At 65.4% G+C, this 16,966-nt stretch carries 15 protein-coding genes; 4 read left to right on the top strand and 11 right to left on the bottom strand.

Features of this window, described 5'->3' with window-relative positions:
- Nucleotides 1-10: 10 nt before the first annotated feature.
- From gmk to MKK58_RS06760, 9 genes are all read right to left on the bottom strand, one after another.
- Nucleotides 11-673 (bottom strand): guanylate kinase, encoded by a 663-nt coding sequence (gene gmk, locus MKK58_RS06800; RefSeq protein WP_243911342.1) that lies wholly within the window; start codon nt 671-673, stop codon nt 11-13.
- Nucleotides 674-685: 12 nt separating this feature from the next.
- On the bottom strand, nt 686-1,549 hold the full coding sequence (locus tag MKK58_RS06795; RefSeq protein WP_279578264.1) for a YicC/YloC family endoribonuclease: 864 nt from the start codon (nt 1,547-1,549) through the stop codon (nt 686-688).
- 28 nt (nt 1,550-1,577) lie between these two features.
- Entirely contained in the window at nt 1,578-2,939 is a 1,362-nt protein-coding gene (mltG, locus tag MKK58_RS06790) for an endolytic transglycosylase MltG (protein WP_243911340.1), read from the bottom strand.
- Between the two features lie 252 nt (nt 2,940-3,191).
- On the bottom strand, nt 3,192-4,115 hold the full coding sequence (locus tag MKK58_RS06785) for a serine protease (protein ID WP_243911339.1): 924 nt from the start codon (nt 4,113-4,115) through the stop codon (nt 3,192-3,194).
- Nucleotides 4,116-4,216: 101 nt separating this feature from the next.
- Nucleotides 4,217-5,479: a beta-ketoacyl-ACP synthase II gene (fabF, locus tag MKK58_RS06780; protein WP_243911338.1), complete on the bottom strand. Its 1,263-nt coding sequence runs from the start codon at nt 5,477-5,479 to the stop codon at nt 4,217-4,219.
- 86 nt (nt 5,480-5,565) lie between these two features.
- Nucleotides 5,566-5,802: an acyl carrier protein gene (locus tag MKK58_RS06775; protein WP_018044468.1), complete on the bottom strand. Its 237-nt coding sequence runs from the start codon at nt 5,800-5,802 to the stop codon at nt 5,566-5,568.
- A 541-nt stretch (nt 5,803-6,343) separates the two neighbouring features.
- On the bottom strand, nt 6,344-7,084 hold the full coding sequence (fabG, locus tag MKK58_RS06770; protein WP_243911337.1) for a 3-oxoacyl-[acyl-carrier-protein] reductase: 741 nt from the start codon (nt 7,082-7,084) through the stop codon (nt 6,344-6,346).
- Between the two features lie 15 nt (nt 7,085-7,099).
- Nucleotides 7,100-8,041: an ACP S-malonyltransferase gene (fabD, locus tag MKK58_RS06765; RefSeq protein WP_243911336.1), complete on the bottom strand. Its 942-nt coding sequence runs from the start codon at nt 8,039-8,041 to the stop codon at nt 7,100-7,102.
- Between the two features lie 153 nt (nt 8,042-8,194).
- Nucleotides 8,195-8,917, bottom strand: a complete 723-nt coding sequence (locus tag MKK58_RS06760) for a carbonic anhydrase (RefSeq protein ID WP_243911335.1) — start codon at nt 8,915-8,917, stop codon at nt 8,195-8,197.
- Between the two features lie 232 nt (nt 8,918-9,149).
- Here MKK58_RS06760 and rpoZ point away from each other — a divergent pair, with 232 nt between their 5' ends.
- The 3 genes from rpoZ (at nt 9,150) to MKK58_RS06745 (ending at nt 15,103) form a co-directional block, all read left to right on the top strand.
- The gene (rpoZ, locus tag MKK58_RS06755; protein WP_238279753.1) at nt 9,150-9,560 is read left to right on the top strand and encodes a DNA-directed RNA polymerase subunit omega; all 411 of its coding nucleotides are present in this window, start codon (nt 9,150-9,152) and stop codon (nt 9,558-9,560) included.
- A gap of 182 nt (nt 9,561-9,742) precedes the next feature.
- Nucleotides 9,743-11,986, top strand: a complete 2,244-nt coding sequence (locus MKK58_RS06750) for a RelA/SpoT family protein (protein ID WP_243911334.1) — start codon at nt 9,743-9,745, stop codon at nt 11,984-11,986.
- A gap of 459 nt (nt 11,987-12,445) precedes the next feature.
- Nucleotides 12,446-15,103, top strand: coding sequence for an MGH1-like glycoside hydrolase domain-containing protein (locus MKK58_RS06745; RefSeq protein ID WP_409565203.1), 2,658 nt, complete (start codon nt 12,446-12,448; stop codon nt 15,101-15,103).
- Nucleotides 15,104-15,263: 160 nt separating this feature from the next.
- Here MKK58_RS06745 and MKK58_RS06740 read toward each other — a convergent pair whose 3' ends face one another.
- Nucleotides 15,264-15,530, bottom strand: coding sequence for a DUF6894 family protein (locus tag MKK58_RS06740; protein WP_243911332.1), 267 nt, complete (start codon nt 15,528-15,530; stop codon nt 15,264-15,266).
- Nucleotides 15,531-15,796: 266 nt separating this feature from the next.
- Between MKK58_RS06740 and MKK58_RS06735 the strand changes: the two genes are divergently transcribed.
- Nucleotides 15,797-16,639, top strand: a complete 843-nt coding sequence (locus tag MKK58_RS06735) for a YdcF family protein (RefSeq protein WP_243911331.1) — start codon at nt 15,797-15,799, stop codon at nt 16,637-16,639.
- Here the strand turns inward: MKK58_RS06735 and MKK58_RS06730 are convergent.
- Nucleotides 16,588-16,857 (bottom strand): DUF3253 domain-containing protein, encoded by a 270-nt coding sequence (locus MKK58_RS06730; RefSeq protein WP_243911485.1) that lies wholly within the window; start codon nt 16,855-16,857, stop codon nt 16,588-16,590. The genes MKK58_RS06735 and MKK58_RS06730 overlap by 52 nt on opposite strands.
- Nucleotides 16,858-16,966: the final 109 nt, after the last annotated feature.

The raw sequence follows: 16,966 nt of genomic DNA, 5'->3' as shown, positions 1-16,966 counted from the left end.
GGAAACCGCCTCAGTCCGGCTCGGCCAGAAGCCCTTCCACGAAGGGGGTGAGGCCGGTGCGGCGGTCGCGCTTCAGGCGCTCGGCGATGAGGATGCCCTCCAGGGAGCGGAAGGCGTCGTCGAGGTCGTCGTTGACGATGACGTAGTCGTATTCGCTCCAGCGCTGGATCTCCATCCGGGCGTTGGCGAGGCGCTTCTCGATGGTGTCCGGCGAATCCTCGGCCCGGCGCTCCAGGCGGTGGCGCAGCTCGGCGAGCGACGGCGGAAGGATGAACACCGTGACCACGTCGTCGGCGAGCTTGGCCCGCACCTGCCGGGTGCCCTGGTAGTCGATGTCGAAGATCATGTCCCGGCCCGCGCCCAGCACCCGCTCCACGGGCTTGCGCGGGGTGCCGTAGAAATTGCCGTGCACCTCCGCCCATTCGAGGAGGTTGTCGGCGCTGCGGAGCGCGTCGAAGGCCTCGCGGTCGATGAACTGGTAGTGCTTGCCGTCGATCTCGGAGGGGCGGCGCTGGCGGGTCGTCACCGAGATCGAGAGGTCGAGCCCCCATTTCGGGTCGCCCGCCACCGCCCGCGTCAGCGTGGTCTTGCCCGCCCCCGAGGGGGAGGACAGGATGAGGATGAACCCGCGCCGCCCGATGGCCGTGGCACTGCCCGTTGATGAGACCTGCATGGTCTGGAAAACCTACTCGACGTTCTGAACCTGCTCGCGGAATTGCTCCACCACGGCCTTCAAGTCGAGTCCGATCCGCGAGAGGGCGATGTCGTTGGCCTTGGCGCACAGGGTGTTGGCCTCGCGCCCGAGTTCCTGGGCCAGGAAATCGAGCTTGCGACCGATCGGGCCGCCGGCGGCCAGGAGTTCGGCCGCACTCGCCAGATGCGCCTGGAGGCGGTCGAGTTCTTCGCGCACATCCGCCTTCGCGGCGAGCAGCACGGCCTCCTGATGCAGGCGGTCGGGGTCGAGGCCGCCGGCCTCCACCAGGCTCGCGACGGTGGCGGCGAGGCGCGCCTTCACGGCCTCGGGCGTGCGGGCCGGGCAGGCCTCGGCGAGGGCGGTCAGCCGGGCCATCTCGGACAGCTGGCCCTCGATCACCGTGCGCAGCGCCCTGCCCTCGGCGCGGCGGGCCTCCACGAGGTCGGCGACCAGCCGGACCACGCCCTCGGCCAGATCCCGGGCGAGGGCCTCGGTGTCGGCGCCCGGCTCCTCGTCGGCCTCGATCACCCCCCGCACCGTTAGCAGCCCGTCGAGGGTGGCGGGCGCGATGCCCTCCGGGCGGGGCACGCGGGCGATCGTGGCGGCGAGTTCCGCGAGCAGCGCTTCGTTGATCCGCACGCGGGGCGCGGTGTCGGCGCGGGTCAGGCTGAGGTTCAGCTGGCACTGGCCCCGGGTCAGGGTCTTCTGGAGGGCGGTACGGGCGACCTCGCCGATGGCGTCGTAGCCGTTCGGCACCCGCAGGCGCACGTCGAGGCCGCGCCCGTTCACGCTGCGGGCCTCCCAGGCCCACTGCGCCGGGCCGGTGGTGCCCGAGGCGCGGGCGAACCCGGTCATGCTGGAGAGGATCACGGCGTCGCTCTCCCTACGGCTGCTTCAGCACCGGCACGGTCTTCGGCGAGTTCAGGTCGAAGGTCTTGTTGCGCAAGGGATCGAGGCGGGTGCCCTCGGAGGCGTCGAAGGCCTTGGGGCGCACGGTGCCGGGCTCGGGGGTCGCCGCCATGTTGGTGCCGTCGGGCGCGTAGGCCGAGGCGGTGCCGGGCACGGCGGAGGCGCCCGGCGGATCGGCCTTGTCCACCGCCGCGTCCGGGGTCGGGGCCTGGCGGGCCTTCTCGACCTGGCGCCAGCGGGCGACGTTGCGGGAATGGCCCTCCAGGGTCTCGGCGAAGGCGTGGCCGCCGGTGCCGTCGGCCACGAAGAACAGGTCCTTGGTGCGCGAGGGGTTGGCCACCGCCTCCAGGGCCGCGCGGCCCGGATTGGCGATGGGCCCCGGGGGCAGGCCCTCGATCACGTAGGTGTTGTAGGGCGTCGCCCGCTCGATCTCGGAGCGCTGGATGCCGCGCCCGAGGGTGCCGCGCCCGCCCACCAGCCCGTACACGATGGTGGGGTCGGATTGCAGCTTCATGCGCTTGTTGAGGCGGTTGACGAACACGCCCGCCACGCGGGGCCGCTCGTCGGCCCGGCCCGTCTCCTTCTCGACGATGGAGGCCAGCGTCACCATCTCGGCGGGCGTCTTCACCGGGATTTCGGCCGAGCGGCGCAGCCAGATCTGGTTCAGGACCTCGCGCTGCTTGGCGCGCATGAGGTTGACGATCTGCTGGCGGGTGGCGCCGCGCTCGAACTTGTAGGTGTCGGGCAGGAGCGAGCCCTCGGGGGGGATCTCGTTGATGTCGCCCGTGAGGATGTCGTTGTCGTTGAGGCGCACCACGATCTGCTCGGAGGTCAGCCCCTCCGGGAAGGTGATGGCGTGCTGCACCTGCCGGCCGGAGGCCAGGGTGTCGATGGCCTCCCCGATGCTGGCATGCGCCTTGAAGGTGTACTCGCCGGCCTTCAGCGCCTTGCCGGAGAGCCGGGCCGCCCACTCGAACAGGGCGGTGTGGCTGATGACGCCCTCGCGGGAGAGCGCCTCGGCGATCTCGGTGGTGCCGCTGCGGGGCGGGATCACCACGACCTTGTCGGCGGGCAGCGGCCCCGGCTCCTTGGTCTGGCGCTCGAACAGCGTCACGCCGATCATCACCGCGATGGCCAGCACCACGGAGGCGGTGAGCAAACCGGAGATGCGGGCGAGCAGCCCGCCGCGCTCACGGACCGGACGGTCGGGCGGCGGCGGCGCGGCGGTGGGCTTGATCGCCTCGGAGGGGCTGCGCGGCGACAGGCGGTTGGGCAGGGCCGGCTCGTCGGAGGGGATCGGCGTCGGCGCCGGATCTGGGCGTTTGCGGAAGAACATGGACATCCTGTTCGGGCCTCAGGTCCCCGCCCCGGCCGCCGCTGGAGTGTTAGGGGATCTTTTGCTCACGCGTCGAGTCATCGCGCGCGCGGGGCATGGATTTTGGCGCGCGAACTTGGTGGGTTTTGTGGCGAGATTTAGCTCCCTGCTGTGTTTGGGTTTGGAGTCCTTCTTTGATAAAATTCCTAAAAATTATCCTACTAGCAAATTTGCCGTACAAAGCACTGATGTTGAAGCTATAATCAATCCCAATCAATTGAGAGCCTTCATGAACAGTTCTTCGATGGCTCCAACCTTCCAAACTCGACCGAGCGCTAAATCTGCTTCGTTCGTTGTTACGCCCTCGCGCCCCGCATATACTCCCAGAAGTAAAGGATCTCTGTTTTTTCCTAAGACAGTGCCACCACCTTCAGTAAATAGTGGCTCGTCTGGGTCAAGCAACCGTATTACTGGAGCGCCGCTCATTCCGGATCGAGTCAGCCCATCCACCAGAAAAACTTCGTTTGTAATATATCCAGATAAATTTGTGGAAACGAGCGGCTCCGATGCTATTGTTGCGCCCTTCCATATTGGAAAGACATTTGAAAAACTAATGCCTACCGGATATCCAACTACGAATACTTGTCGACCTACTGCCGGGTAATATCTACGAACAGCTTCTTTCGGAACTTCCAGAAGACTTGGTTTTGAAGCAAATTCACCTGAGATCGCTACATTTCCACCTTGTATTGCGCGTAGTCGGGAGCCCGCTTCTTTTAGCTCTGGAATACGATCATTAAGCAAAATCAAGCAAAAGTCGCTCTGAGAATTTCTATCCCGGTCATCAAACCATATTGGATCAAGAAAATCGTTGTCTTTATAGAGCTCGATATGCATTGGCTTGAAAAATAGCGTTTCACCTTTGTCTGGCCCATCTGCGTCGGGCCACGATACTACTACGTGAAATTTTATATTGTTTGGAATTCCGCCCGTCTTTGAAAGACACTTGCCGTCGATGGGACTCCTGCCTGTAAGTACGTGCCAATTCGTTATAAGGCCGTATTGACCTGCGAATTGCAGAACGAAGGCAGTCGCCGAGGCAAGTTTTTGATCATTGAAATAGCAAACTATTTGTGTTGTAGTATAGCTAACAGGGTGACCTGGAAGAAATGATACCTCATCTACATCAGAGATCATCGACCTTCTCGCAGCATCTTTATTTAATTGGCTTAATATATCATACGTGCAATAATTCTGCGCAGATTGGTCCAATAACAATGCGGATATAGAAAAGAGGCTCAATCCACCCGTCGCATCACCAAGCTCGCATTCGTCCCACCGAACCCGAACGAGTTCGACAGCACCGTATCCACCCGCTTGCGCTTGGCCTCGTGCGGCACGAGGTCGATCGCGGTCTCGACGGAGGGGTTGTCAAGGTTGAGGGTCGGCGGGAGGATGCCATCGCGGATGGCCAAAATCGAAAAAATCGCTTCCACGGAGCCGGCGGCGCCCAGGAGGTGGCCGATGGAGGACTTGGTGGAGGACATGGAGGCCTTGGCGGCGTGGTTGCCGAGCAGGCGTTCCACGGCCTTCAGCTCCAACTCGTCGCCCATGGGCGTCGAGGTGCCGTGGGCGTTGATGTAGTCGAGGTCGCTGGCCTGGATGCCGGCGCGCTTCACGGCGGCGCTCATGCAGCGGAAGGCGCCGTCGCCGTCCGGGGCCGGCGAGGTGATGTGGTAGGCGTCGCCGGTGAGGCCGTAGCCGATCACCTCGGCGTAGATCTTCGCGCCGCGGGCCTTGGCGTGCTCGTACTCTTCCAGCACGACGACGCCGGCGCCTTCGCCCATCACAAAGCCGTCGCGGTCCTTGTCGTAGGGGCGCGAGGCTCGTGCGGGGTCGTCGTTGAAGCCGGTGGAGAGGGCGCGGCAGGCGGCGAAGCCGGCGAGCGCGAGGCGGTTCACGGGCGATTCGGCGCCGCCCGCCACCATGACGTCGGCATCGCCGAACTGGATCAGCCGGGCCGCGTCGCCGATGGCGTGCGCGCCCGTCGAGCAGGCCGTCACCACCGCGTGGTTGGGACCCTTGAGCCCGTGCGCGATCGAGATCTGGCCGGAGGCCAGGTTGATGATGCGGCCGGGAATGAAGAAGGGGGAGATCCGGCGGGGGCCCTTGTCGTGCAGGGTCACCGAGGCGTCGTAGATGCCGCCGATGCCGCCGATGCCGGAGCCGACCATGACGCCGGTGGCGCACTGGTCTTCGTAGCTCGTCGGGTGCCAGTCGGCGTCGGCCAGCGCCTCGCTCGCCGCCGCCATGGCGTAGACGATGAACGGATCGACCTTGCGCTGCTCCTTGGCCTCCATGAAGGCGTCGGGGTTGAAGGTGTCGTTCGCGCCGTCGCCGAACGGCACGGAACAGGCGATGCGGCAGGCCAGATCGTCGACGGGGAACGCCGTCACGACCTTGGCCGCCGACTCGCCGGCGATCAACCGGCTCCAGGTGGCCTCGACTCCGCTGGCCAGCGGCGTCACCATCCCCAAGCCCGTCACCACTACCCGACGCATCGCGCTATCCCGAACCGGTCCTGTCATCACAACGAATGGCGCGCGGGGTCCGTTTCAGACCCCGCTCACGCACAACCCGTGGCGTTTTAAGCGGAGTTCTTCTCGAGGAACTTCACCGCGTCGCCGACCGTCTGGATGGTCTCGGCGGCGTCGTCCGGGATCTCGACGTTGAACTCTTCCTCGAACGCCATCACGAGCTCGACGGTGTCGAGGCTGTCGGCGCCGAGATCATCGATGAAGTTCGCGCCCTCGACCACCTTCTCCGGCTCAACGCCGAGGTGCTCGACAACGATCTTCTTCACGCGCTCAGCGATATCGCTCATCGGTCTTGGTCCTTAGCTCTTCAAGGTCGTGATGGTGCAAGGATCTTGTTTGGTGAAGGATCTTGCTGGTGAAGGTGCCGTGGCCGCCGTCCCGTCCCGGGACTGTGTCTTGAGGCGGCCGGTGTGTTCGATCGCGCGTTTCGGTCAAGTCACCGGGTTTGTCCAGTCGGTGACCCGGGTTTTTTAAGACGTCCGCAACACGCTGAATCGGCACCCCCCTCGCACGGCAGCCGGGGTGTTAACACAGGGTTCCGACGCTGGCGAGTGGCGGTTCACAACCCGTTCATCGGTGTGGCTTTTCCGAGCCAATCGCCGAATTTTTTGGGCTGTGCGATGCAACAGAATCCTGTTGCTGCCGGTCAGTTTGTCGAGTTTCGCAAGGCCGATGCAGCCCGTGCGTCCCTCTCCCCTCTGCGTGAGAGGGTGGCCCGCGAAGCGGGTCGGGTGAGGGGGCGACCTCTCCGGACTGCGCGCTCCCCTCTCCCGCCTGCTCCGCAGGCACCCTCCCCCGCATTGGGGGGAGGGGTTCGGGGTACCCCCCTCAATACATCGCCATGCCGCCGTTCACGTGGAGCGTCTGGCCGGTGACGTAGGCGGACTCGTCCGAGGCGAGGTAGATCGCGGCCGCCGCGATGTCGGTGCCGGTGCCGAGGCGCCCCATGGGCACGCGGGTGAGGATGCCCTCGCGCTGCTTGTCGTTGAGGGCATCCGTCATCGGCGAGGTGATGAAGCCCGGCGCGATGCAGTTGACCGTGAGGTTGCGGGTGGCGACCTCGGCGGCCAGCGCCTTCGTCATGCCCACGAGGCCGGCCTTGGCGGCGGCATAGTTGACCTGGCCCGGATTGCCGGTGGCGCCCACCACGGAGCCGATGTTCACGATGCGGCCGTGGCGGCGCTTCATCATGCCCTTGACGGCCGCCCGCGAGAGCCGGAACGCCGCCGAGAGGTTGACGGCGATGACCGCATCCCACTCGTCGTCCTTCATGCGCAGCACGAGGTTGTCGCGCGTGATGCCGGCATTGTTCATCAGGATGTCGAGGCCGCCCAAAGCCGCTTCCGCCGCCGGCACCAGGGCCTCCACCGAGGCCTTGTCGGAGAGATCGCCCGGCACGACGTGGACGCGCTCGCCCCCGAGCTCGGCCGCGAAGGCCTCGAGCGCCGCCTGGCGGGTGCCCGAGATGGCGACGGTGGCGCCCTGGGCGTGCAGGCCCCGCGCGATGGCGCCGCCGAGGCCGCCAGTGGCGCCGGTGACGAGGGCCTTGCGGCCGGTCAGGTCGAACATGGGCTATCCTGTCGTTCAGCCGAGGGCGGGGAAGCTGGCGATGTCATCGGGCGTGCCGACGGTGCCGGCCGCGGCCCCCGGGGCGATGCGCTTGACGAGGCCGGTGAGCACCTTGCCGGTGCCGACTTCGGAGAACTGGTCGATGCCGGCGGCCGCCATGGCGGCGACGGATTCGCGCCAGCGCACGGTGCCGGTGACCTGGGCCACCAGGGCCTCGCGGATCGCGCCCGTCTCGGAGACGGGGGCCGCCAGCACGTTGGCGTAGACCGGGACCACGGGGCTGTGCATCGCGACCTCCGCCAGCGCCGCCCGCATGGCCTCGGCCGCCGGCGCCATCAGCGAACAGTGGAAGGGAGCCGAGACGTTGAGCATGACCGCGCGCTTGATGCCGCGCCCCTGCGCGATGGCGACCGCGCGCTCCACCGCCACCCGGGTGCCGGAAAGGACGACCTGCCCGCCGCCGTTGTCGTTGGCGACCTCGCAGACCGCGCCCTCGGCGGCCTCCTCGGCGATGGCCTGGGCGGTCTCGGCATCGGCCCCGATCAGGGCCGCCATGGCGCCCTCCCCCGGGGCCACCGCTCCCTGCATGGCGGTGCCTCGGATGCGCAGGAGCCGGGCGGTGTCGGCGATGGAGAAGGTGCCGGCGGCGGCCAGCGCCGTGTACTCGCCGAGCGAATGGCCGGCCACGCAGGCCACGTCGCGCTTCAGGTCGAGGCCGCGCTCGGCCTCCAGCACGCGCAAGGCGGCGAGGCTCGCGGCCATCAGCGCCGGCTGCGCGTTGGTGGTGAGCGTCAGCTCCTCCACCGGGCCCTCGAACATCAGGCGCGAGAGCGGCTGGCCGAGGGCATCGTCGACCTCCGCGAACACGTCGCGGGCCTGGTGGAAATGCTCGGCGAGCGCCCGCCCCATGCCGACGGCCTGGCTGCCCTGGCCGGGGAAGATGCAAGCGCGCGCCATGTGAACTCCTCGTCGTCGTGCCGAAGTCACTTCGCTGCCGAAGCGCTCGTCGGTGCCGGGCCCCCCCGGAGCCGGCTCGGCCCCGGCGAGGGCGGCGCAGTCGCACCGCCCGCCCCCTGTGTCAACATGGCACCGCAGCACGAGCCGGGCGGTTCAGGCCTCGTCGAAGAAGTCCACGGTGCCGTTGTCGAGGCTGTAGGAGGCGCCGACGATCCGCAGCCGGCCCGCCTTCAGGGGGTCGAGCAGGGACGGCTCCGAGGCCGAGCGCAGGCGGTTCACCACCCGGCTCACGTTGGCCCGCACGCAGTTCTCCACGAAGTCGCCCGGCTTGTCGCGCTGCGAGAGCACCGCGGGCACGATCGGCTCGATCATCCGGCCGATGGAGCCGGGGAACACGGTGTTGTTCTTCACGACATCGACGGCGGCCTCCACGGCGCCGCAGCGGCTGTGGCCCATCACCAGGACGAGCGGCACCCCGAGTTGCGAGACCGCGTACTCGATGGAGCCGAGCGCCGCCGTGTCCACGCAGTTGCCGGCATTGCGCACGATGAAGAGCTCGCCGAGCCCGCGCCCGAACAGGATCTCCGGCGAGACGCGCGAATCGGAGCAGCTCACCAGCACCACGAACGGCGTCTGACCGAGGGCGATCTCGATCCGGCGCTCGCGGCCCTGGACCGCCCGAACCGGACTGTCGGTGTGGTAGAGGCGGTTGCCCTCCTTCAGGGCCTCCAGGGCTTGGTCGGCGCTCATCGTCGTCTTCTTGGACGAGGGAGCGGCGGCGAAACTCATGTTCGGCAGAGTGGTGGCGGCGAAGCAGGCCGCGCCGATCCGGCATCCGCAGGCGAGCAGGCCCCGGCGGCTGAGCATCATGGTCATGGTCGCGTCTCCCCCTCGTCGGACCGGTTCTGCGATTCGGCCGCAGACCTGTATACAGAAGTCATCCGGCCCGTCGCCGAGGCGTTTTGCGTGACGCATCGCGCGGATGGCCCCCCGGGGGCCGGACGTGCGCCGCATGATGCACCCGCGCGCGCCGCTTGTTGCGCGGGCACATCGGGTGTAAGAGGCGGGCTCAGCCCAGAAATTCCGTCCGAGGAAGGAGCCGTCCGCCATGGCTCGCGTCACCGTTGAAGACTGCATCGACAAGGTCGAGAACCGCTTCGAGCTGGTTCTGCTGGCCAGCCATCGGGCCCGCCTGCTCGCGGCCGGCGCCCCGCTGACCATCGACCGCGACCGCGACAAGAACCCCGTCTGCGCGCTGCGCGAGATCGGCGACGAGACGATCACGGCGGACGACCTCAAGGAACAGCTCATCCATTCGATGCAGAAATACGTCGAAGTCGATGAGCCGGAGGCGGAAACCGTTCCGCTGCTCTCGAGCTCTCCGGCCGCTGCCGCCGTGGCTCCGCAATCCTCCAGCGACGACAGCGCCGTGCAGTTCGACCGCATGAGCGAGGAGGATCTCCTCCGCGGCCTGGAGAATCTGGCGCCCCCCACCGAGACGGACGACGAAGCCGAGTAAGGTTTCACGCTTCGTCGGCCCCGACAGAACCCGGCCTCCGCGCCGGGTTTTTTCATGGGCGAACCCGGAATTCACCCCGGATGCGACGCCGTGGGGCTGGCGCCCCCGCGTGCGATGCGGGACACATCGAAGGCGCGCGTCCGCTGCCGGACCTGCCGTGTCGTGAAAGGGTCTTTCGGCGGATGATGCGCCAATACGAGCTTGTCGAGCGGGTCAAGCGCTACAATCCTGCGACGAACGAGGCCCTGCTCAACCGCGCCTACGTCTACGCCATGCGCGCCCACGGAACTCAGAAACGCGCCTCGGGCGACCCGTTCTTCGCGCATCCCCTTGAGGTCGCAGCGATTCTCACGGACCTCCGACTCGACGATGCCACCATCGTGGCGGCGGTCCTGCACGACACGGTTGAGGACACGGCCGCCACCCTCGACGAGATCCGGGAGCTGTTCAGCCCCGAGATCGGGGCCCTGGTGGATGGCCTGACCAAACTGAAACGGCTGGACCTCGTCTCGAAGAGGGCGGCTCAGGGTGAGAACTTTCGCAAGTTGCTCCTGGCTGTCGCGGCCGATGTCCGTGTCTTGCTGGTCAAGCTCGCAGATCGCCTGCACAACATGCGAACGCTCCACCATATGCGGTCGGACAAGCGCGAGCGGATCGCCCAGGAAACCCTCGACATCTACGCACCCCTGGCCGGCCGCATGGGCATGCAGGAACTGCGCGAGGAACTGGAAGACTTGGCGCTTCGAAATCTGAAGCCCGAGATCTACGCGACCATTGCGCAACGTCTGACCGATCTATCCTCGAAATCCGAGCGGCTCGTCGAAAGCATCGAGCAGGATTTGACGGCGAAGCTCGCCGCTCAAGGCATCGAAGCGGTCGTGACGGGGCGGCAGAAACGCCCCTACTCGATCTCCGCCAAGATGGAGCGTAAATCCGTCGCCTTTGAGCAGTTGTCCGACATCTTCGGATTCAGGGTCGTCGTCAAGACATTGTCGGATTGCTACGGCGCACTCGGCGTCGTCCACACCAGTTGGCCAATGGTACCGGGACGATACAAGGATTACATCTCGACCCCGAAGCAGAACGACTATCGCTCCATCCACACCACGGTGATCGGCCCGAAAAGCCAGCGCGTCGAACTCCAGATTCGCACGGCCGCGATGGAGGAGATTGCCGAGTACGGCATCGCGGCCCACGCGCATTACAAGGAAAGTGGACGCAAGGGCGAAATCGGCGGTGTTCATCCCCGGCTCGCCACAGAGAGCGGCGCCTATCAGTGGCTTCGCCGAACGATCGAACTTCTTGCCGAGGGCGACAGTCCCGAGGAGTTTCTCGAGCACACGAAACTCGAACTCTTTCAGGATCAGGTCTTTTGCTTCACCCCGAAGGGGCGTTTGATCGCCCTCCCGCGGGGCGCCACACCGATCGATTTCGCCTACGCGGTCCATACCGATGTCGGCAACTCGGCGGTCGGGGTGAAAATCAACGGCCGCATGGCGCCGCTTCTTCATGAACTCGTGAACGGTGACGAAGTCGAGATCGCGCGCTCCGACGGCGCTTCGCCGCCGGCCGCCTGGGAATCCCTCGTGGTCACGGGAAAAGCCCGTTCGGCGATTCGACGGGCGACGCGCTCGGCCGTGCGCCGGCAATATGCTGGCTTGGGACGTCAAATCTTGGATCGCGCTTTCGAGCGGGCCGCCAAGAGCTTCTCCGAAGATAAGCTGCGCGGAGCGTTGCCGCGCCTCGCGCGCCAGAGCACCGAGGACGTGTTCGCCGCTGTCGGCCGTGGCGAGATGTTCTCCGGCGATGTGGTGCGGGCTGTCTATCCCGACCATAAGGATGAGCGCCGTGGCGCCCCGGCGCGTCTTCCCCAGCCGGCCTCGACGGACGGAGCTGGCCGCCTCAGCTTGGCCAAAGATCAGACGATGCGCCTGACGTTCCCGGAGGGCAGCACCAGCGACATCGGCCGGACGGATGGAATTCCCATCCGTGGTCTCGATGGTGATTTGCCCGTGAGCTTTGCCCCCAATGGAGGGGCGGTCCCCGGTGATCGGATTGTCGGGATTCTCACACCGGGCATCGGCGTCACGATCTACCCGATCCAGTCGGCGGCGTTGGCGGCCTTCGACAACGAACCGGATCGCTGGCTCGACGTGCGCTGGGATGTGGAAGCTGGCACGAGCGAGCGGTTTCCCGCACGTCTCGCCATGCAGTCCATCAATGAGCCGGGCGTACTCGCACAGATCGCTCAAGTGATCGCGGATCACGACGGAAACATCGATAACGTATCGATGAAGCGAAAGACTCAGGATTTCACACAGGTCGTGATCGATCTATCCGTGTGGGATCTCAAGCACCTGAATGCGATTATCGCCGAACTGCGCGGAAAGCGAACTGTCAATAAGGTCGAGCGCGTGAACGGATAGACTGCGGGGAGCGCGCGCCGATTTGACCTTCTGACGGGCGGATTGACTCGATCAATCGAGTGGCCCGAGCGCTGCAAATACCGACTGAATGAGACCGGCCATCGGTGACTCATGCTTTCTTCGCATGATACGAAAAGCGTGATCCGAATCCTGATCTGACAAGATCACTGTTTGGTTGCAGTCGGATGGAGGCTCGATCTGCCGCCAGCGCAGGTCCTTTGGCCGGGCGTGATATCGCCCGTTGAAGGCCAGTGCCTCCGAGGAGCGAGGAATCGATATGACGCCACGCTCTTGGCGCTATTGATGCATCCGCACGGGTCACCATGCGCTGCCACCGGAACCAATGAACGTGATCAGCCTCCTCAGTTCGGCACCGCGCCGAGCATACATCCATTCATCCGACCCGTTTCGGTCGGAGCGGGACCATCGCGTGGAACACGGCGCCGTCGAGCTATGCGCGTGAGTGAACTCGATGGTTGGGCCGAGCGCCGCCGGATCGCCGAGCAGGCACGGGCGGAGCGCCCATGGTCGCTCTGGGGGCCTTATCTCGCGGAGCGCCAATGGGGTACCGTGCGCGAGGATTACAGCCGCGACGGGAACGCTTGGCGCTCTCTCCCCCATGAGGAGGCGCGCTCCCGCGCCTATCGCTGGGGCGAGGACGGACTCGCGGGACTCTGCGACGAGCGCGGACAGATGTGCCTTTCGCTAGCCCTGTGGAACGGACACGATCATATCCTGAAGGAACGCTTGTTCGGCTTGGCGAACGAAGAGGGTAACCACGGCGAAGACGTCAAAGAGATCTACCACTATCTCGACGCGGTTCCGAGTCATGCCTATCTGAAATTCCTCTACCGCTATCCGCACGCCGCTTATCCTTACGACGAATTGGTGCGCGAGGGGCAACGACGGGGCCGTAACGAGCCGGAATACGAACTCGAAGACACCGGAATCTTCAAAAACAACAGCTTCTTCGATGTGACGGTCGAATATGCGAAGGAGGATGTCGACGACATCCATGTGGTCATCACCGCCGTCAATCGGGGCGTCGAGACTGCCGATCTTCACATCGTCCCACAACTTTGGTTTCGCAACACCTGGTCGTGGCAGGAGGGGACGACACAACGGCGTCCAAGCCTGACACTGCGACCGGATGGCGGCGTCGCATGTCAGCATCCGCGCCTTGGGTCGTATCGCCTCTCCTTCGACGGCTACCCCGATCCGTTGTTCTGCGAGAACGATACGAATCTGCGTCTCCACGGCTGGCAGCCCAATGCCATCGGTCCCTTCAAGGACGGGTTCCACGCCGCCATCGTCGACGGCGACGACTCCGCGGTCAGCCGCGAATCCGGGACGAAACTCGGGCTGCATTATTTCCGCCGGCTGGAGCCGGGGGAAACCACGCGCGTGACGCTGCGTCTCTCGGCCGGCACGCGCCTGCGTCCGGTGGATCGCGAAGGAACGATCATCCATCGCCGCATTGCGGAGGCGGACGCCTTCTATGATTCGCTACAGGACGGCATCACGGATGCAGACGCGCGCGGAATCTTTCGTCAGGCCGCCGCGGGGCTTATCTGGTCCAAGCAATTGTATTCCTACGATGTTCGGCTCTGGCTCAAGGGGGATCCATCCCAGCCGGCGCCGCCGAAAGAGCGAAACGAAGGCCGCAACATTCACTGGCGCCATTTCGCGGCGGCCGATGTGCTCTCGATGCCGGACAAATGGGAGTATCCCTGGTTTGCCGCCTGGGATCTCGCCTTCCACTGCCTTCCGCTCGCACTGCTCGACCCGGACTTTGCCAAGAAGCAACTCCTTCTCCTTACTCGCGAATGGTACATGCACCCGAACGGCCAGCTTCCGGCCTATGAGTGGGAATTCGGCGACGCCAACCCGCCGGTTCACGCATGGGCGACCTATCGGGTGTTCGAAATCGATCGCGACCGACGCGGCGGGCGCGGCGACCTCGCCTTCTTGGAGGGCGTGTTCCACAAACTTCTGATCAACTTCACCTGGTGGGTGAACCGCAAGGACGCCGAGGGCCGCAACGTCTTTCAGGGCGGCTTTCTAGGCCTCGACAATGTCGGGGTGTTCGACCGCTCGCGACCGCCGCCTGGATTTGGGCGCATCCACCAGGCCGACGGCACCGCCTGGATGGCGATGTACGCACTGAACATGATGCGCATCGCCCTCGAACTGGCGCTCCATAACGACGTCTACGAGAGCACCGCCTCGAAGTTCTTCGAGCACTTCCTGCTCATCGCCGAGGCGATGACCGACATGGGGGGCGAGGGCTTTGGTCTCTGGGACGAGGATGACGAATTCTACTACGACGAGGTCGATATCCCCGGTGGTGGAATGCTGCCCCTGCGAGTTCGCTCGGTGGTCGGCCTCGTCCCACTCTTCGCTGTCGAGGTGATCGAACCGTGGGTGCTCCAGCGCCTGCCCGATTTCGCCCGGCGCCTGAACTGGCTTCTCGAGAACCGCCCCCATCTCGCCTGCCTCGTCTCGCGCTGGGACGAGGGTGGGGTGCAGGACCGTAAGCTTCTCTCGCTGCTGCGCGGTCATCGCATGAAGGCGCTGCTGCGCCGCATGCTCGACGAGGCCGAGTTCCTATCCGCCCACGGGATCCGCTCCCTCTCGAAGGCGCATCGGGATCAATCCTACGCGTTGAACGAGTTCGGCGCTTCCTTCACCGTCCGCTACGATCCAGCTGATTCGACATCCAACATGTTCGGCGGCAATTCGAACTGGCGAGGGCCTGTCTGGATGCCGATGAACTACCTCATCCTCGAGGCGCTGCGTCGGTTTCACACCTATTACGGCGACGACTTTTTGGTGGAGTATCCGACTGGCTCGGGAGAGCACAAGACGCTCAGTGCGATCGCGGACGCTCTGGAAGACCGCCTCATTGCGCTATTTGCAAAGAATGAAGACGGGCACCGTCCCTTTCACGGAAACCGTACGCCCATCCCTGACGCTCCGGGCTCAGATGAAGCGCTGCTCTTCCACGAGTTCTTCGATGGCGATACAGGGCGTGGACTTGGTGCGTCCCACCAGACCGGGTGGACAGCGCTGATCTTGAACTTGCTGCACAGCCGGGCAACCCGTTCAGGAAAGTAAAAATGCGCTCGAAGGCTCCTATGATGGCGCGGTCGAGCGCTTCGTGACCGCCAACGGTTCGGCCTACAAAAGTCACCTGTTCTGCGACGCGCTCGCCGCCGAGGCCGTCGCTGGCGATCGGAGTTCACGATCCGGCCAGCTCCGCATCCGTGCGGCGCAGTCAGGATTCGTTGCGCGGGATCTCGAGGGTGCCGTCGATCTTCTCGATGTCCAGGGATAGATGGGCGCGATAGAGCACGGCCGCGGACTCGTCGCGCACGATCGCCAGATAGTCCTGGCGTTCGGTGTCGAGACTGAATTCCTGCGCGATCTTGGCCATGATCCGCACGAGCTTGCCGCGAACGGCGGATTCATCGGCGAGCTCGAAGCCGACCTTATCCTTGACGTAATGCGCGCCGTCGTGGAGATCGATGAAGTAGCGGGACATGAAGCCGAGTATCCGTGGGAATTTATCCCACCATCATGGTTAACCTAAGCCGTTGTCGCATGAAGTGCAATCGCTGCAGGGCGCTTCGGTGCCGCACGGGACATTTCTGTCACGTGCGACCGGAGGGTTCCGAGCGGTCGCACGGGTGGGGCCGTCGGATGAGAATCGCCGTCGATCGCGGGTCGGATGGCGGTCTGCAATGACACGGGACAGCACCTCGCGCCTTGCTGTATGACCCTGTTCCCGTCCCGAGAGTTCGCGTCCCGATGTTCTTCCCGCTCTCGAAGCTCCTCTACTTTCTGGTCACGCCGTCGAATGCCCTGACGCTTCTGGTGCTTGCCGGGATCGGCCTCGCGGCAGCCGGCTGGCTGCGCCTCGGCCTCCTGCTCGGTGCCCTCGGGAGCATCCTGCTCGTCACGGTCGGCTTCACCCCCCTCGCGGGCCTGGTCGCCCTGCCACTGGAAGAGCGATTTCCCGCCCACGTTGCCGATGACGCCCCGGTGGCGGGCATCATCGTGCTCGGCGGTGCCATAGAGACCCGTACCTCGGCGGAACGGGGCCAACTCGTCGTCAACGATGCCGGCGAGCGCCAGATCGCCATGGCAGACCTCGCCCGGCGATATCCTCAGAGCCGCCTCGTCTTTACCGGCGGCAGTGGCAGCCTCAACGGCAGCATTGCCTCCGAGGCCGAGATTGTCGGGCGCTACGCGGAAACGATGGGCCTGCCGCGAACCCGGCTGATCCTGGAGGATCGCTCCCGCAACACCCGCGAGAATTCGGTCTTCAGTGCGGCTTTGGTGAAGCCAAAGCCCGGCGAGCGCTGGCTCCTGGTGACATCCGCCTGGCACATGCCCCGCGCCGTCGGCTGTTTCCGTCAGGCGGGATTTACGGTCACCGCCTACCCGGTGGATTACCGCACCAACGGGTGGAGCGATGCCCTGCGCTTCAACGGCTTCGCCTCGGACGGGCTGATGCTCCTCGACCTGATGGTCAAGGAATGGCTCGGCCTCGTGGCCTACAGGCTCGCCGGCTATACCGACGCCCTGTTGCCCGCGCCTCAATCCGCGTCCGCATCGTCCGAGGTCGCCGAGACGGCGCCGAGCCGGTAGATCCCGCGAAAGTCGTCCGGATCCTCGACGGGCTTGCCCTTGCGCAGGATCGCGACCTCGCCGGCCTTGGTCATCCGCACCGCGACCCTGCGGACGGGCTGCATCAGCGGGCTCCAGGCTTCCGGCTGCGGTCCGGCGAGATCACGCGCCACCTCCGAGGGGCAAACCGTCTTGCCGGCCTCACGCGCCGCGACGAGGCGCAGGATCGTCTCGGCGATGGCTTCCTCGGATGGGCCCTTGCGCTCGGGCCGCCCACCCGCCTTCGCGGCGGCCGGTTGAGCAACCGGTTTGGCCGCCTCGGGGGGCTTCTTCGGGGAGGAGGTGCGC

This window comes from Methylobacterium sp. J-078, from assembly GCF_022829285.1.
In the GTDB taxonomy this organism is placed as follows: Bacteria; Pseudomonadota; Alphaproteobacteria; order Rhizobiales; family Beijerinckiaceae; genus Methylobacterium.
This window is presented reverse-complemented; position numbering and strand designations above follow the sequence as displayed.

Bases quoted from the DNA above. Each gene is read 5' to 3' on its own strand.
- gmk (WP_243911342.1), bottom strand. From the start codon at position 673: ATGCAGGTCTCATCAACGGGCAGTGCCACGGCCATCGGGCGGCGCGGG.
- MKK58_RS06795 (WP_279578264.1), bottom strand. From the start codon at position 1,549: ATGACCGGGTTCGCCCGCGCCTCGGGCACCACCGGCCCGGCGCAGTGG.
- mltG (WP_243911340.1), bottom strand. From the start codon at position 2,939: ATGTTCTTCCGCAAACGCCCAGATCCGGCGCCGACGCCGATCCCCTCC.
- MKK58_RS06785 (WP_243911339.1), bottom strand. From the start codon at position 4,115: ATGATCTCTGATGTAGATGAGGTATCATTTCTTCCAGGTCACCCTGTT.
- fabF (WP_243911338.1), bottom strand. From the start codon at position 5,479: ATGCGTCGGGTAGTGGTGACGGGCTTGGGGATGGTGACGCCGCTGGCC.
- MKK58_RS06775 (WP_018044468.1), bottom strand. From the start codon at position 5,802: ATGAGCGATATCGCTGAGCGCGTGAAGAAGATCGTTGTCGAGCACCTC.
- fabG (WP_243911337.1), bottom strand. From the start codon at position 7,084: ATGTTCGACCTGACCGGCCGCAAGGCCCTCGTCACCGGCGCCACTGGC.
- fabD (WP_243911336.1), bottom strand. From the start codon at position 8,041: ATGGCGCGCGCTTGCATCTTCCCCGGCCAGGGCAGCCAGGCCGTCGGC.
- MKK58_RS06760 (WP_243911335.1), bottom strand. From the start codon at position 8,917: ATGACCATGATGCTCAGCCGCCGGGGCCTGCTCGCCTGCGGATGCCGG.
- rpoZ (WP_238279753.1), top strand. From the start codon at position 9,150: ATGGCTCGCGTCACCGTTGAAGACTGCATCGACAAGGTCGAGAACCGC.
- MKK58_RS06750 (WP_243911334.1), top strand. From the start codon at position 9,743: ATGATGCGCCAATACGAGCTTGTCGAGCGGGTCAAGCGCTACAATCCT.
- MKK58_RS06740 (WP_243911332.1), bottom strand. From the start codon at position 15,530: ATGTCCCGCTACTTCATCGATCTCCACGACGGCGCGCATTACGTCAAG.
- MKK58_RS06735 (WP_243911331.1), top strand. From the start codon at position 15,797: ATGTTCTTCCCGCTCTCGAAGCTCCTCTACTTTCTGGTCACGCCGTCG.